This window comes from Bacillus salitolerans, assembly GCF_042680805.1.
Classification (GTDB): Bacteria; Bacillota; Bacilli; order Bacillales; family SA4; genus Bacillus_CJ; species Bacillus_CJ salitolerans.
Genome location: NZ_JBHUEM010000014.1, coordinates 66663 through 80764, shown reverse-complemented (window position 1 = coordinate 80764; position 14102 = coordinate 66663). Strand labels below are relative to the sequence as shown.

Here is a 14102-nt window from a genome sequence, read left to right as displayed (position 1 = left end):
GTGGTTCCCGACCACTTTGAACTAATAGGTGTCAGTAGGCATCATAAACCGAAATAATCGTGCCTTCCTTAGCTAATTCGGTATGCCGATTAAGGACATTCATAAAATAACTTCTAGAATCATTAATGCTTGTGATACAAAAGGTATTCACATTAATTGCTTTACTGATTAAACGTAAAATGTTCGAGCCGGCAATTTTTAGATCTTTCGAACCAAACGATATGGTCTCCATTTATGTACCTCCTCTCCTATGTAGTGAACAAAGCGATGGTTAGTAAAACAAGTTCGTTATTGTACTAATAAAATTTCCCAATAATACCATCATTTTCATATAATGTTAACTGTATTTTAACATAGTGTTTAAGGGTGCAAATGAGAAAATAGAATTTATAAGAGAGTCAAAGAGGAAGTCAACAACTACTCTAGTACACCAACGTTTCTTTTACGCTTTCTTCCTTTTTGTATCTCTTCGTATGCACCAGAACCAAGAATAACACCTAATACAATAAACATAAACCCAATTATTTGACTTATGGATAATGCCTCATGAAGAAATACAACGGCTCCAACGACTGCAAAAAATGGGCTTAAATTGGTGAAAATCGCAGCTTCAGCTGCACCAACCTTCCCAATTCCATAATTGTAAAACATATGGCCTAATGCAGTAGAAAGAATGGCAGATCCCCAAAAAAGAAGCCATAGGTTTAAGGTCCCATTCCCCATTTGTTGAAGGGCATTCGGCTCGGTTAATAGACTGACAATGAATAAGAAGATGGCACCGATAACAAGCATATAGGCGGTCATTAAACGCGGGTCTAATGATGTAGCCGCTTTTTTTATAATTATAAAGCTTATTGCCATTGAAAGAATGGAAATAAAGGCATTTACATCGCCAATGGAAAGACCAGAGATCCTACCATTTTGAAGAATAATAAAGAAGACACCCATCAAACCTAACAAAATACCGATCAACCGAATCCCATTTAGGCGATTTCCTAAAAAAATGATGGCCAATATTGTCGTTAAAAGAGGTCCCATTCCTAAAATAAGCCCAGCATTCGTTGCAGTTGTCTGTGTAAGAGCAATGGAAATAAAATATTGATGACCAAGAACATTAAATAGAGCTCCCCAGAAAATAAAGAATCCTTCTCGTTTGGAGGGTAAGCGAACCTGTTGAAGGAATGAGAGAATGATAAATACACAAACGCCAGCTACCAAAATACGAAAAGATGTAACCATGATGGGAGGAAAAGCCATCACAATCACCTTTGTAGCAATGACATTAAACCCCCATGCAACCATAACTAAAAACAACATAATATAAATAGGATACTTTTTTTCGTTTTCCATGATGCACTCACTTCTTTCTGCTTAGGCTCCATGTACGACCCGTATTTTCTTTAAGTCATGATTACACAGAAGCTGATAGTTCTTACCCTATATTTTAGAGAATAAAAATAAATCTGTCTTTAAAAATGCACGTTGATATTTTTGCCTGAAACATAAAGTTTGATTGCCGGGGAATTACAAGTCCAATACGCTTTAATATTGCTTCTGAATGAATCTGTTGTTCACTATGTCATTTTCTACAATTTACTAGATGCTCCTTTCCATTCATATTGAATAATAAGTTCTTATTTGGTAAATCTACCTTTATAAAAATGTGATAAAGGAGAGGAAACAATGCCAAATCAAAGAATTTCAAAAGAAGCACAAGAAAAGCAGCAAAAGGTTATTGCGGCTCAACATCAAGCTGAACAGTTTCAGCAGCTAGATACAGAATTTGCCGCAGATGAAAATGTGCTACAAACCCTAGCCAATAGTCAAAAATACCAGGTCCAAAACGACCAACCAACCTACGAACCAAACAAAGCTTTTTAAAAGTGACAGTCACTTCCCGGTTTTTCTTGTTTCACAACCAATGTTTCACAGCAAAAAATACCCTTTGTCAAACGAACAAAGGGTATCTTTTCAAATAAAAAGTATTTGAATGCTATAATTTTCTTCAAATTAATATAGTTTACCTTGATGATAGAGTACGGTTGAAAGCTTCATGACCGAGTGAATGTAGCAATTTTGTCTTAATGGAAACGGGTCCCCAAAAAATTCTGGCAGGATTGTATCCATTGTACCTTTCATTTTATCAACGAGAAGCTTAAAAACTTGATCCTCGCTATAAAATTGTGTTTCTCTTCCTTGAAGCCATTCAAAATAGGAAACGATAACGCCCCCAGCATTGGCGAGGATGTCAGGAATAATGATAACACCCTTTTTGCTAAGAGATTGATCTGCCTCGCTCGTCACTGGTGCATTTGCACCTTCGACAATGATTCGCGCCTTGATTTTATCCATATTGTTTTTATGAATTTGATCCTCTAAAGCAGCTAATATCAGCACATCCACATCCAGGTAGAGGACATTCTCTCGGTCTCTAATTTCTGCTTTTACATCAATGGTACTTAACTCTTCATCTGTTGTCGGTAGATCTCCATTATGCTTAGAACTAAATTGTACAAGCGCGGGAATGTCTAAACCATCTTCATTATATAAGGTAACATTGCGATCACTAACAGCAACTATCTTGTTTTGTAAATGAACACATTGGTAAGCTTCTAATGCCGCAACAGACCCTACATTACCAAAACCTTGAACAGCAAGTTTAAGTGGACGCTCTTTAAATTCCAAGGCTGTTTTTGCGAATATGTTCTCAGTTGTCGTTAAGAGGCTTGATTGTTCTTTTATGAAATCATGTAGCATATAGCGAAAAGTAAAATATACACCTTTTCCTGTTGCTTCTCTTCGACCAAGTGACCCACCATTTATAACACTTTTCCCTGTAAAGCTCCCTCTATACGGCTCACCAGGACGTATGCTTTTATATTCGGCCATCATCCAGTCCATTTCTCTTTCACCAGATCCAACATCAGGAGCGGGTATATCTTTGTCCGGTCCTAACACATCGCTAAAATACTGAACATATTTTTTGCAAATTTGGTGTAATTCCTTCACACTAAATTGACGTGGATTGATGACTACTCCACCTTTGCCACCACCAAAGGGAACATCATGAAGGGCATTTTTTAACGTCATCAAGGAAGCAAGGTTCATCACTTCTTCCTCATTAACTGATTCATGAAAACGGATCCCTCCCTTGTAAGGACCAAGTGCATTGTTATGTTGAACCCGATAAGCGGGGATTCTCACAACCTTTCCGTCCTCCAGTGGAATTCGTAAAAATGACTTATGTACATGATTTGGGGTAGAAAGAATAGCTTCTAATGATGTAAAAGCCTGTCTCCTAGTGTTCTCTTTTAAAGATGGTAGAAAGCTATGGTCCTCCAGTAATGCATCTAAGGACTGTTGCACGATAGATTTTGTTTGATTTGCCAATCCTAATTCCTCCTCTTTTTATATGTAAAATAAATCCCCTTATTCACCAATACCCGAAGGAATTTATTTTATGCCTATAATTTCAGATTGTTAGTTTTAAGCCTGATATCTATTTTGATGTTATCTTTTCACTTTAGAAAGAACATCTTTTCCACCAGTTGCTGCAATAATACTGCCTGTTATGAAATCAGATTCATCCTCACATAAAAATGAAACAATTCTTGAAATATCTCCACCTGTACCAGCTCTCCCAACAGGTGTATTCACATCAAAAGTTCCTTTTGATTGATCGATTTCTACTTCTTTTGAGCCACTGGTTATATCACCTGGACAAATCATATTGACCGTAATTCCATAAGGAGCTTCCTCCTGTGCTAATGTCTTGGTTAAGGAGACGAGGCCGACCTTTGCAGAAGCAAATGCAGAGCGATATAACCAACCAGGGGTAGTCTCAGCACGGTCAAATCCAAAATTAATAATTCGCCCCCACTTCTGTTCTCTCATTCTAGGAATAATCTTACTAGATAAATAAAAGACACTATTTAAGTTTCCGTTCACTAGATATTCCCATTCTTCATTTGAATAATCAATGAGTGACTTCCGTTCATGAATGTATGGACCTGCATTGTTGATTAAAATATCAATGGTACCAAACCGTTCAAAGGATTCATGAACTAATCTCTCACAATCGCCTGACTTCGAAACATCTCCCTTAAGACAAAGGGTGTCAACATGATAGGTCTCGGTTAAATAACTCCCGAGTTTTTCCGCATTCTGTTGACTAGTATTGTAATTTATGACTACATTATATCCTCGTTTTGCGAGGTCAATGGCTATTCGTTTCCCAATCCCTGAGGCACTACCTGTAATAAGTGCAACCTTATTTCTCATCAAACCCCTCCAAGCACGATTATCTTTCGATATTACTACTATACCCTACAATTGATAGGTAGATAAGAAAGTATGCTCGAAATAGAAAAGGAAAATAAAATAAAGAAAGAAAGCACCAAAAATCTACAAAGACTAAACTAACTGTCAAAAGTTAAGAATTCTCAAAATATCCTTCTTAAGATAGGTGGAATTATCTATTTATAAGTAGAATGATAAAGTAAGAGAAAAAACTTATAAGGGGGAACAACACATGAACCACTTTGAGGCAAATTTAGAGAAATATGCAGATGTCATCATCAAGCTTGGTATTAATCTGCAAAAAGGGCAAACACTTCTTATTGAAGCACCGATATTTTCTGCTTATTTTACAAGAAAGATTGTGAAAAGAGCCTATGAAGAAGGAGCAAAAATGGTCATAGTCGATTATCATGACGAGGAACTATCAAAATTGCATTATTGTATGCAACCAATGGAGGGCTTAAAAGAATTCCCAATGTGGAAGGCGAACGGCTATGCAGAAATGGCCGAAACGGGAGACTTAGCAATTCTACAAATTTACGCGCCAAATCCAGATTTACTAAGTGATGTCGACCCTGAAAGAATATCGATTCGCAATAAAACGAATAGGACAGCGATGAAAAAGTTTAATGATTATGTAAGCAGTGGAAAAATGAATTGGTGTACTGCTTCAATCCCGTCTAACGAATGGGCTGCGAAGGTGCTTCCTGATGTTCACGAAGACAAACGTATTTCGAAAATGTGGGAGCTTATCTTCCAAATGACGAGATCCGATACTCCGGACCCTGTACAAGCATGGCAAGAACATATGAATCAATTAACGACAAGAGCGAATGACTTAAATGAACGAAAATATAAAAAGCTCCATTATAAAGGTCCTGGTACCGATTTAACGATTGAACTCCCGAAGGAACATAAATGGATGTGTGCGAGCTTTCAAAACGAAAAGCAAACCACCTTTATACCAAACCTACCGACTGAAGAAGTCTTTACCGTTCCGTTGAAATATGGAGTAAATGGTACGGTGTCAAGTACGAAGCCTTTAAACTATAACGGTGTTTTAGTTGAAGATTTTACATTAACCTTTAAAGAAGGAAAGGTTATTGATGTAAAAGCAGCAACGGGTGAGGAAACGTTAAGGAAGTTGATCGAGACAGATGAAGGCGCTGCTTATTTAGGCGAGGTTGCCCTTGTCTCGCATCAATCACCAATTTCAAAGTCAAATATATTATTCTATAACACTTTATTTGATGAGAATGCCTCATGTCACCTCGCCTTAGGTTTTCCTTTACCAGTTTGTATTGAAGGAGAGAACAAGGATAAACAAAGGCTAAAGGAAATCGGTTTAAACGATAGTGTCACCCATGTAGACTTTATGATTGGATCTGGGCAATTAAATATTGAGGGTGAAAGGGAAAGTGGGGAAGTGGAGCCCATATTCTTAAATGGTGAATGGTGTAAATAAAATAGTCATGACAAAAGCTCCTTGCATCATTACAGGGAGCTTTTAGAATCGTTTTTTATTAAATCGCTGTGAAGCCCCTAAGATGATTAGTGACAATCCACAAGGAATTAGAATACTCATCTCAACTGATACAAAACTATACGCGAGGTACCCAGCTAAAAGGCTACTCGAAATGGTGATGAATAACATTCGATCGAAAGCATGGCGTTTTGTAAAAATGGAAAATAAAATCGGAACGAGAAGGGATGAATTCAACACGCCCGCAAAGAAGAAAAGCTCTAACAATTCTGGCTGGAAAACATAAAATACACCATACAAAAATAAAATCGCAAGTACCGTTATAAAAGGTGCTAAGTTTGTCCGCTTTTTAAAAGCTATGTTCTCAAATAAGCGTAAAAATTCATGTAGTCTTGTATAATAGGTGGTTACTAATGTCATTAGAATGGTGGAAGCTGTCAGAATGAGCATGATGTCTGACTGAAATGAGTACAATAAATCATAATAGATTGTATATATACTTTGAAAACCGCCCTTATAAAGCACTGGGAAAATTATAATTGTAAAGCATAATGGAATTGTTCCCCAAAACAATCCTGATAGAAAAAAGCTTTGCCGAATTTTTCGTTCCTTTATTTGAAATAAAATATTCCAGGAACCGAAATCAGTGACTAATTTTCCAAGAAAGATAATAAACACTGCGATCGTAAATAATAGCACTTCTTCTTCATGAATCGTAAACAAATACGGATGAAACAGCCGCATACGAAAATACATTTCTTCTAAATTACTACTAAGGAATAGATACACAATAATTACGATAATCACGGCTTGAAAAAGTCCAATTTTATAAAAAATATATTTTCCGTAATTTTTATAGGTCCTAAAAAAGAATAGTGGTAAGCCAAACGCGATAAAAAGTAGCACCCCAATGGAAGGATGTAAACCGACAGTGGCATAAAAGATAATACTTGCTCCAAGGGCTAGTAAAAGAAAGTCAAGTCCATAGCCAATTCCAAATAAAAGATAGAGGTATCTTCTCGTTTTCATGTCTAACTTTTGATTAAAAATCTCTAAAATGGAGGTAGCATCTTTTTTTTGTTGGCGCGCTCTTATCCCGATTAGGCCAAATACTGCAAAAGCTAAGGCACCCATAATCGCAAATAGCTGGCTAGCGAGAATTCCATATTTTATTGTTGCCTCTGAGGCCGTGAACATTGCGTTCGCTGACATCCATCTAGATATTAACAATACGGAGGCAATGCCAATCCCTAATTTTCCTACATGCTTCACACTCAACGTATTACGTCCTCTTTTCTCGGTACATTTTTGGAGTTATCCCGACTTTTCGCTTAAAGATTGAGCTGAAATAATGTAGACTATTAAATCCAACACGCTCTGAAATTTCAGAGATGGATGCTTTTTCAGCTACTAATAGATTTTTTGCTACCTCTACACGGTAATCGATTAAATAATCGGAAAAGGACAGGCCAACCTCTTCGCTAAATTTCCTACTTAAATAGGAGGGATTTACGTGAATCTCATTTGCAACCGCTGAAAGATTCAGTTTTTCTTGATACTTATCATGAACGACCTTTAGGGCATCGGAGACAATTTTAGAAACATCCAAATAGTCTATTTGTTTTGCATATTTTTGAATAACTTCTTTTAGTTCACTTTCAATGATAGGTTTTGTTAAAAATTCATCGACTCCAATTTGGATAGCACGTTTTGCATAATCGAATTCCTGATGAGCTGTAATCATTACAATTTGGATACCGGTAAACATGCCTTTTAACTCAGCTGCTAATTCTAATCCGGATTTTCCAGGCATTTCAATATCTAAAAACGCAAGGTGAAATTGTTCTTTCTTACATAAATGTAGTGCTTGACTACTATCGATAGTAGGAAATAGCTTCCACAATGGACAAATTGGTTTGATAAAAAATGTAAGCTGCTCCAGTACAATCGGTTCATCATCCACTAATAAAACATTCATCAATATCACCCCTTGTCCTTAATAAAGTCTAACCTATTATACATTGAATGGTATGAATATTCAAAAAATAATCATCTCTTTATCGGCCAAATGACAATCGCTTTAACCCCTCCGTCTTGAATTTGATCAAGTTGAACTGAAGCATCCTTACCAAACAGAAGAGAGAAGCGACTCTGAATGTTTCTTAAGCCATGCCCAGAACTACTATCTATATCAAAATTTGCTGGAATTTCACCAATCCCATTATCGATGACCTCAAGATAGGCGTTTGTTTCATCAGTAGTAAAACGTATCACTAGCTCCACTTGACCCACCTTTTTCTCAAGACTATGTTTAAAAGCATTTTCTGTTAGTGTTTGAAGAAGATAAGGTGGGATTAAAATATCATGATCCTTCGTACCAACATCGTATGTTATCGTTAAACGTTCACCAAGTCTAATTTGTTGAATCGTTAAGTAATGTTTTGTGTAATCGAGCTCCTGTGAAAAAGGAATAAGCTGTTCCCTAAGCTGGTACTTGAATTTAAGAAAGAGCGATAAGTGCTCTAACACTTTAATGAGTTGCTCTGTTTTTTGTAAGCGGGCAAGGCCAAGTACAAGGTTAATCGTATTAAATAAAAAGTGTGGGTGTATTTGCTGATTCAGCTGTAGGTATTCGCTCTCCTTAAGTTCCTTTTCTAAGTGAATTCGCTGATTTTCATGTGTTAAAAAGTCGATCTCCCGTTCAAAGGCAAGAATGGAGAATAGCGTAATTGAACCGATGATTGGTGCCAACATGGCAATCGTTATAAGGGCAGTATATAGATTAAAGGTTACCATTTGCTCTTCACCTTTGTTTTCATTAGGATGTGTTTCTTTAATATGGATTCATAAGATCGATAGCACTCTTGCCGATACTGTGAGTATGGCACCTATTACCGTATAAAATGATCAAACGTTAAGTATAAAAACATTATACCAAAATGCGCATCAGCAATATAAAAATGTGTCACTTAACACCTCATTAAGTGACACATTTCTTTAATTATTGGATTAAGTGACATGCGACAAAATGTCCCGGCTCCACTTCACGCAATTGCTGGTCATTTGTTCGGCATGCATCGGTTGCCATCGGACAGCGTGTATGGAAACGGCATCCACTCGGCGGATTAATCGGTGAAGGGACATCTCCTGTTAGGATCATTCTTTCACGCCGATTCTTTCTAGTTGGTTCTGGAATAGCCGATAGCAATGCCCTCGTATAGGGATGCTGAGGATTATCGAATAAACTCTTTTTATTGGCAATTTCAACGATATTTCCTAAGTACATCACGATCACTCGGTCTGATATGTGGCGAACAACACCAAGGTCATGAGAAATAAATAAATAGGTTAATTGATATTCCTTCTGCAACTTCTTTAGGAGATTTAATACCTGTGCTTGGACAGATACATCAAGTGCAGATACCGCTTCATCACAGATTAATAATTTAGGATTTACCGCAAGAGCACGGGCTATTCCGATCCGCTGACGTTGCCCGCCACTAAATTCATGTGGATAACGATTAATCATATCCCCACGTAAGCCAACCTGCTCCAACAGTTCGATTGTACGATTGGTTCGGTCCTTTTTAGGAACTGTATTTAAAATCTCCATTGCCTCTTCAATGATTCGTCCGACTGTTTGACGGGGATTTAAAGATGCGTATGGATCTTGGAAAATAACCTGAAGATCCTTTCGCTTCTCCCTCATTTGGCGTTTATTCAAACTTAGTAGGTCATCACCTTGAAACCGAATTTCCCCACCAGTTGGTTCATCTAGCCTCAAAATCGCTCTTCCTGTTGTTGACTTTCCGCAGCCGGATTCACCAACGATGCTTACCGTTTCACCTTCGTATATATCAAAGCTTACACCGTCAACCGCTTTTACATGATTCACGGTCCGGCCAAATAACCCACCTTTTATCGGAAAGTATTGCTTTAAATCTTTGACTTCTAAAAGTGTTTTCTTCTTTGTTTTAAGCACTGACATTAGATTCAGCCCCCTTTCCGACATTTGGTTTATCACCTTTCCATTCATCTGTATAGATCCAGCAGCGAACCTGCGCTGTTTCATCAAGCGACACAAGCTCTGGCAAAGAGTTATGACATAGCTCTGTTGCATAAGGACAACGAGGGGCAAAGCGGCAGCCAGCCGGCATGTTTGTTGGGCTAGGTACACTTCCTTTAATGGTTTGTAGTTCCTCTAAATCTTCATGGACACGAGGAATTGAATTTAATAAGCCCTCTGTGTAAGGGTGCTTTGGTCGTTCGAATAAAGAATCAACATCCGTATATTCTACAACTTTTCCAGCATACATAACTGCAACCATATCACACGTTTCAGCCACAACCCCAAGATCATGCGTAATCATAATAACAGCCGAGCCAAAATCGTCTTGCAGCTTTTTTAACAAATCTAAAATTTGTGCCTGGATCGTTACATCAAGGGCTGTTGTCGGTTCATCGGCAATTAGTAACGCCGGATTACAGGCAAGCGCCATTGCAATCATAACCCTTTGTCTCATCCCCCCACTTAATTCGTGTGGTTCTTGTTTCGCTCTCTTTTCTGGAGAAGGGATTCCAACAAGCTTAAGCATTTCAACCGCCTTATCCCAAGCCTTTTTACGATTTAGCTTTTGATGGATACGGATTGCTTCGGCAATTTGTTCTCCAACGCAGTAGACCGGGTTAAGGGAAGTCATCGGCTCCTGGAAAATCATCGAGATTTCGTTCCCACGAATACTCCGCATTTTTTCTTCCGAGTAATCCAACAGATTATCCCCTTTAAAGATCACCTCACCACCAGCAATTTTCCCAGGCGGGCTTGAGATGAGCCTCATAATGGAAAGGGAAGTAATACTTTTCCCACAGCCTGATTCTCCTACAATACCTAACGTTTGTCCTCTCTCTACTTTGAAATCAACTCCATCAACGGCTTTCACGACACCGTCGTCAGTTGTAAAATGGGTTTGTAAATTTTTGACTTCTAAAATAACGTCTCGGTTTTGTGTCATCGTGATCACCTCTCTTTAATTTAAGTCCACACGTTTATTGAATAACCGGTACGAGATGTCGACGAGCATATTGACGACAACGAAAATAATAGATACAACTAAAATCGAGCCTTGAACAGACGGTAAATCTCTCATTCTAATCGAATCAATGATAAAACGGCCAAGCCCATTTATCGCAAATACCGTTTCTGTTAACACCGTACCACCAAGAAGGGCACCAAATTGTAATCCAACGACTGTAATGACTGGGATCATGGCATTTTTTAACGCATGTTTATAAATGATGATTTGATCTTTTACTCCTTTTGCTTTCGCTGTTCGAATATAGTCCTGGCGAATGACCTCTAACATACTAGAGCGGGTCATACGGGCTACAATAGCTGCACCACCAGTTCCAAGTGTTAAAGCTGGCAAAATGACATGCATGAACGTACCCCATCCGGCTACCGGGAAGATTTGAATTTTTACCCCGAAGTAAAGAATTAACATTAATCCAAGCCAAAAATTGGGAAGTGATACCCCAAGAAGGGCTACAACCATTAAAGAAATATCTGATAAGGAATATTGCTTGGTTGCTGAAATAATTCCTGCTAATAAACCTAAGAAAATGGTTACAAGAATACTCCAGAAGGCGAGTTCAAATGTGACAGGTAGCCGAACCATTATTTCATCAAGAACGGGCCGGTTTGAACGAACGGATTCCCCAAGATCACCTTTCAGCACATCACCAAGATACGTAAAATATTGAACATAAATCGGTTGATCAAGCCCAAGCTGTCTACGGACCTCTTCAACCTGTTCTTTTGTTGCACTTTCACCTGCTAATAAAACGGCAGCATCACCGGGAACCATTTGCATAATTAAAAAGACAACAAGGATAACTCCGAGAAGAACAGGAATCATTTGCAATATCCGTCTTAATATGAAGATAAACATGTGATCACTCCTTTATTATTAAAAGTCTTGAGTATGTTTTTACATAGGCTTTGTATCTAGCTCCAGTGGCAAGTCCGCCTGGGGTTACCTGAAGTGAATAAAAGGGAAAGATCATCCTTTTCTCGATTGAAGAACATTTGCTTGCCTGAGACTACCTAGACCACTTCCACTTTTATTTTTTCATTCTAGGGTCAAGTGCATCTCGTAGTCCGTCACCGAATAGGTTCAGTCCCATAACGATAATAGCGATCGCAAGACCAGGGAAGGTTGCCATGTGTGGTGCATTCCAAAGGAAGTTACGACCACTGCTTAGCATGGCTCCCCATTCAGGTGAAGGAGGCTGAGCACCCATTCCTAAGAAGGAAAGTCCTGCTGCAGTTAAAATGGCAGTAGCTAAACGTAAAGTACCTTGTACAATAATTGGCGATAAAATGTTCGGTAATATATGAACAAAAATAATTTTTGCATCGCTTGCACCGAGTGCTCTTATCGCATCAATATATTCAAGCTTTTTGGTTGCAAGTGTAGATCCTCTAACAATACGAGCAAAGGTAGGGATAGAAAAGATACCAACAGCTAGCATTACGTTAATCAGACTTGGTCCTAATGCACTAACTATAGCCAATGCAAGTAAAAGACCTGGGAAAGCTAACAATATGTCGATAATTCTCATAATGACCGTATCAATCCATTTTCCGTAATAGCCTGAAATGAGCCCAAGCATAATTCCAAAAAAGGCACCAATTAATACGGAAACAACTCCCACTGTTAAAGATAGCTGTGAACCGTAAATGACCCGGCTAAGAACATCTCTTCCTTTGTCATCCGTTCCCATCCAATGTTCAATGGATGGAGGCTGAAGCTTATTCAGTAAATCAATTTCGAGCGGATCATGGGGTGCGAAAAGTGGACCAAAGAGTGCTACTAGTATATAGAAGAGAATGATGTAGCCTCCGACCATCGCCATTTTATTTTTCTTCATTTGTTTATAGAAAGCTTTCCATCGTTCCCAACGTGGATTTGTTATTTTGGGACTGATGTTATTTTGATTTACATTTACAACAGATTGATTCATTGTATACGCCCCCTTTTTAAATAAATTATCAGAAAATAGCTACTTTTTAAATTAGTTTTACAATTAAGTAAAAATATTACAAATCGAAGTCAAAATAATGAAAACAATGTATTCTAAATTTTCTTATAATGAGAACAAGTTAGTGATTCACATGATATTGGCTTTTCATAAAAGGGGGTGATGGAAAGGATGCAGCAAAGTAGAATAGAAAAGCTCCGCACAAAAATGAAAGAGTGTGGATTAGATGCTGTATTTGTTTCTTCCATAGAAAACCGTTATTACTTTTCAAATTTTCGCGGGTCAGCTGGGAATTTATTTATCACAGCTGAAAAGGCAATGCTGCTAACAGACTTTCGCTATGTAGACCAAGCAAAAGAAGATGCTAACCTATACGAAGTGATAGACCATAATCGAGATTTGTTTGGACATGTGAAACAATTAGCAGAGAACTTACATGTAAATAAACTTGGACTAGAATATGAGTTTATATCTGCAGAAGATTACCTATCTTTAAGGGATCTATTAGGTAATGTACAATTTGAAACAGTAGACTCCATTTTTTATGACATTCGAATGATTAAAGATGACGAAGAAATTAGGTACTTAGAAGAAGCTGTTTCATATTGTGATGGGGCATTTGAGCACATCCTTACATTTATAAAACCAGGAATGACAGAAAAAGAAGTAGGGCTTGAACTTGAGTTTTTCATGAGAAAGGCCGGAGCAGAGGGAATTAAAGCGAACCATGTTATTGCATCTGGTGAAAGGTCTTCTTTACCACACGGTCAAGCAACAGATCGAGTTATTCAAGTTGGTGACTTTGTAAAAATGGATATTGGTGCAAAGGTTAGAGGTTATTATTCTGACTTTACTAGAACAGTAGTAGTTGGAGAACCCTCAATGAAGCAGCTTGAAATCTATGGAATCGTTCATCGAGCACAATTGGCTGCCCTAGATGCGATTGGACCTGGAAAGGTTTGTTCAGAATTAGATGAAGTAGCAAGATCCATCATTCGAGACGCTGGATACGGTGATAACTTTGGACATAGCCTAGGTCATTCCATTGGATTAGCTGTACATGAAAAACCTGCTATGCGTCATACCGACCACACAATCTTGCAGCCAGGCATGGTTATGACAGTTGAACCCGGCATTTATATTCCGGGGTTTGGCGGGGTAAGAATTGAGGATTTTGTCGTTATTACAGAAGATGGCTACCGTAACTTAACAAAGGCTACGAAGGATTTGCAGGTTCTATCTGTATAAACGATTCAATTAAATTGAAAAGGAGATTAGA

14 protein-coding genes are annotated in these 14102 nt (G+C 38.1%); 3 read left to right on the top strand and 11 right to left on the bottom strand.

Going from position 1 to position 14102, the window contains the following annotated elements; all coding sequences use genetic code 11:
* Nucleotides 1-31: 31 nt before the first annotated feature.
* Nucleotides 32-232: a hypothetical protein gene (locus ACFSCX_RS10500; RefSeq protein ID WP_377928184.1), complete on the bottom strand. Its 201-nt coding sequence runs from the start codon at nt 230-232 to the stop codon at nt 32-34.
* A 185-nt stretch (nt 233-417) separates the two neighbouring features.
* Nucleotides 418-1350: a DMT family transporter gene (locus ACFSCX_RS10495; RefSeq protein ID WP_377928183.1), complete on the bottom strand. Its 933-nt coding sequence runs from the start codon at nt 1348-1350 to the stop codon at nt 418-420.
* 333 nt (nt 1351-1683) lie between these two features.
* Here ACFSCX_RS10495 and ACFSCX_RS10490 point away from each other — a divergent pair, with 333 nt between their 5' ends.
* Nucleotides 1684-1881: a hypothetical protein gene (locus tag ACFSCX_RS10490; RefSeq protein ID WP_377928182.1), complete on the top strand. Its 198-nt coding sequence runs from the start codon at nt 1684-1686 to the stop codon at nt 1879-1881.
* 129 nt (nt 1882-2010) lie between these two features.
* Here ACFSCX_RS10490 and ACFSCX_RS10485 read toward each other — a convergent pair whose 3' ends face one another.
* Nucleotides 2011-3390, bottom strand: coding sequence for a Glu/Leu/Phe/Val family dehydrogenase (locus ACFSCX_RS10485; RefSeq protein ID WP_377928181.1), 1380 nt, complete (start codon nt 3388-3390; stop codon nt 2011-2013).
* A 120-nt stretch (nt 3391-3510) separates the two neighbouring features.
* Complete coding sequence (locus ACFSCX_RS10480) at nt 3511-4281, bottom strand: SDR family oxidoreductase (protein WP_377928180.1); 771 nt, start codon at nt 4279-4281, stop codon at nt 3511-3513.
* 250 nt (nt 4282-4531) lie between these two features.
* Here ACFSCX_RS10480 and ACFSCX_RS10475 point away from each other — a divergent pair, with 250 nt between their 5' ends.
* A complete protein-coding gene (locus tag ACFSCX_RS10475) occupies nt 4532-5764 on the top strand; it encodes an aminopeptidase (protein ID WP_377928179.1) in 1233 nt (410 codons plus the stop codon).
* Nucleotides 5765-5806: 42 nt separating this feature from the next.
* On the opposite strand, the gene ACFSCX_RS10470 is transcribed toward ACFSCX_RS10475, so the two are convergent.
* The 7 genes from ACFSCX_RS10470 to nikC all read right to left on the bottom strand — a co-directional run bounded on the left by ACFSCX_RS10470 (nt 5807) and on the right by nikC (nt 12805).
* Nucleotides 5807-7060 (bottom strand): SLC5/6 family protein, encoded by a 1254-nt coding sequence (locus ACFSCX_RS10470; RefSeq protein ID WP_377928178.1) that lies wholly within the window; start codon nt 7058-7060, stop codon nt 5807-5809.
* 4 nt (nt 7061-7064) lie between these two features.
* The gene (locus ACFSCX_RS10465; RefSeq protein WP_377928177.1) at nt 7065-7760 is read right to left on the bottom strand and encodes a response regulator transcription factor; all 696 of its coding nucleotides are present in this window, start codon (nt 7758-7760) and stop codon (nt 7065-7067) included.
* 71 nt (nt 7761-7831) lie between these two features.
* Nucleotides 7832-8578: a sensor histidine kinase gene (locus ACFSCX_RS10460; protein WP_377928176.1), complete on the bottom strand. Its 747-nt coding sequence runs from the start codon at nt 8576-8578 to the stop codon at nt 7832-7834.
* A 205-nt stretch (nt 8579-8783) separates the two neighbouring features.
* Nucleotides 8784-9770, bottom strand: a complete 987-nt coding sequence (locus tag ACFSCX_RS10455) for an ABC transporter ATP-binding protein (protein ID WP_377928175.1) — start codon at nt 9768-9770, stop codon at nt 8784-8786.
* Nucleotides 9757-10794 carry an ABC transporter ATP-binding protein gene (locus ACFSCX_RS10450; protein ID WP_377928174.1) on the bottom strand — a complete coding sequence of 346 codons (1038 nt, stop codon included), beginning with the start codon at nt 10792-10794 and terminating at the stop codon, nt 9757-9759. The genes ACFSCX_RS10455 and ACFSCX_RS10450 overlap by 14 nt, the downstream gene beginning before the upstream one ends.
* Before the next feature lie 15 nt (nt 10795-10809).
* Nucleotides 10810-11730 carry an ABC transporter permease gene (locus ACFSCX_RS10445; RefSeq protein ID WP_377928173.1) on the bottom strand — a complete coding sequence of 307 codons (921 nt, stop codon included), beginning with the start codon at nt 11728-11730 and terminating at the stop codon, nt 10810-10812.
* Nucleotides 11731-11902: 172 nt separating this feature from the next.
* On the bottom strand, nt 11903-12805 hold the full coding sequence (nikC, locus tag ACFSCX_RS10440; RefSeq protein ID WP_377928172.1) for a nickel transporter permease: 903 nt from the start codon (nt 12803-12805) through the stop codon (nt 11903-11905).
* Between the two features lie 189 nt (nt 12806-12994).
* Here nikC and ACFSCX_RS10435 point away from each other — a divergent pair, with 189 nt between their 5' ends.
* Entirely contained in the window at nt 12995-14071 is a 1077-nt protein-coding gene (locus tag ACFSCX_RS10435; RefSeq protein WP_377928171.1) for a M24 family metallopeptidase, read from the top strand.
* The last annotated feature ends 31 nt before the right edge of the window (nt 14072-14102 follow it).

Excerpts from the sequence above, each read along its gene's own strand:
- ACFSCX_RS10500 (WP_377928184.1), bottom strand. The coding sequence starts at position 232 with ATGGAGACCATATCGTTTGGTTCGAAAGATCTAAAAATTGCCGGCTCG.
- ACFSCX_RS10495 (WP_377928183.1), bottom strand. The coding sequence starts at position 1,350 with ATGGAAAACGAAAAAAAGTATCCTATTTATATTATGTTGTTTTTAGTT.
- ACFSCX_RS10490 (WP_377928182.1), top strand. The coding sequence starts at position 1,684 with ATGCCAAATCAAAGAATTTCAAAAGAAGCACAAGAAAAGCAGCAAAAG.
- ACFSCX_RS10480 (WP_377928180.1), bottom strand. The coding sequence starts at position 4,281 with ATGAGAAATAAGGTTGCACTTATTACAGGTAGTGCCTCAGGGATTGGG.
- ACFSCX_RS10475 (WP_377928179.1), top strand. The coding sequence starts at position 4,532 with ATGAACCACTTTGAGGCAAATTTAGAGAAATATGCAGATGTCATCATC.
- ACFSCX_RS10465 (WP_377928177.1), bottom strand. The coding sequence starts at position 7,760 with ATGAATGTTTTATTAGTGGATGATGAACCGATTGTACTGGAGCAGCTT.
- ACFSCX_RS10460 (WP_377928176.1), bottom strand. The coding sequence starts at position 8,578 with ATGGTAACCTTTAATCTATATACTGCCCTTATAACGATTGCCATGTTG.
- ACFSCX_RS10455 (WP_377928175.1), bottom strand. The coding sequence starts at position 9,770 with ATGTCAGTGCTTAAAACAAAGAAGAAAACACTTTTAGAAGTCAAAGAT.
- ACFSCX_RS10450 (WP_377928174.1), bottom strand. The coding sequence starts at position 10,794 with ATGACACAAAACCGAGACGTTATTTTAGAAGTCAAAAATTTACAAACC.
- ACFSCX_RS10445 (WP_377928173.1), bottom strand. The coding sequence starts at position 11,730 with ATGTTTATCTTCATATTAAGACGGATATTGCAAATGATTCCTGTTCTT.
- nikC (WP_377928172.1), bottom strand. The coding sequence starts at position 12,805 with ATGAATCAATCTGTTGTAAATGTAAATCAAAATAACATCAGTCCCAAA.
- ACFSCX_RS10435 (WP_377928171.1), top strand. The coding sequence starts at position 12,995 with ATGCAGCAAAGTAGAATAGAAAAGCTCCGCACAAAAATGAAAGAGTGT.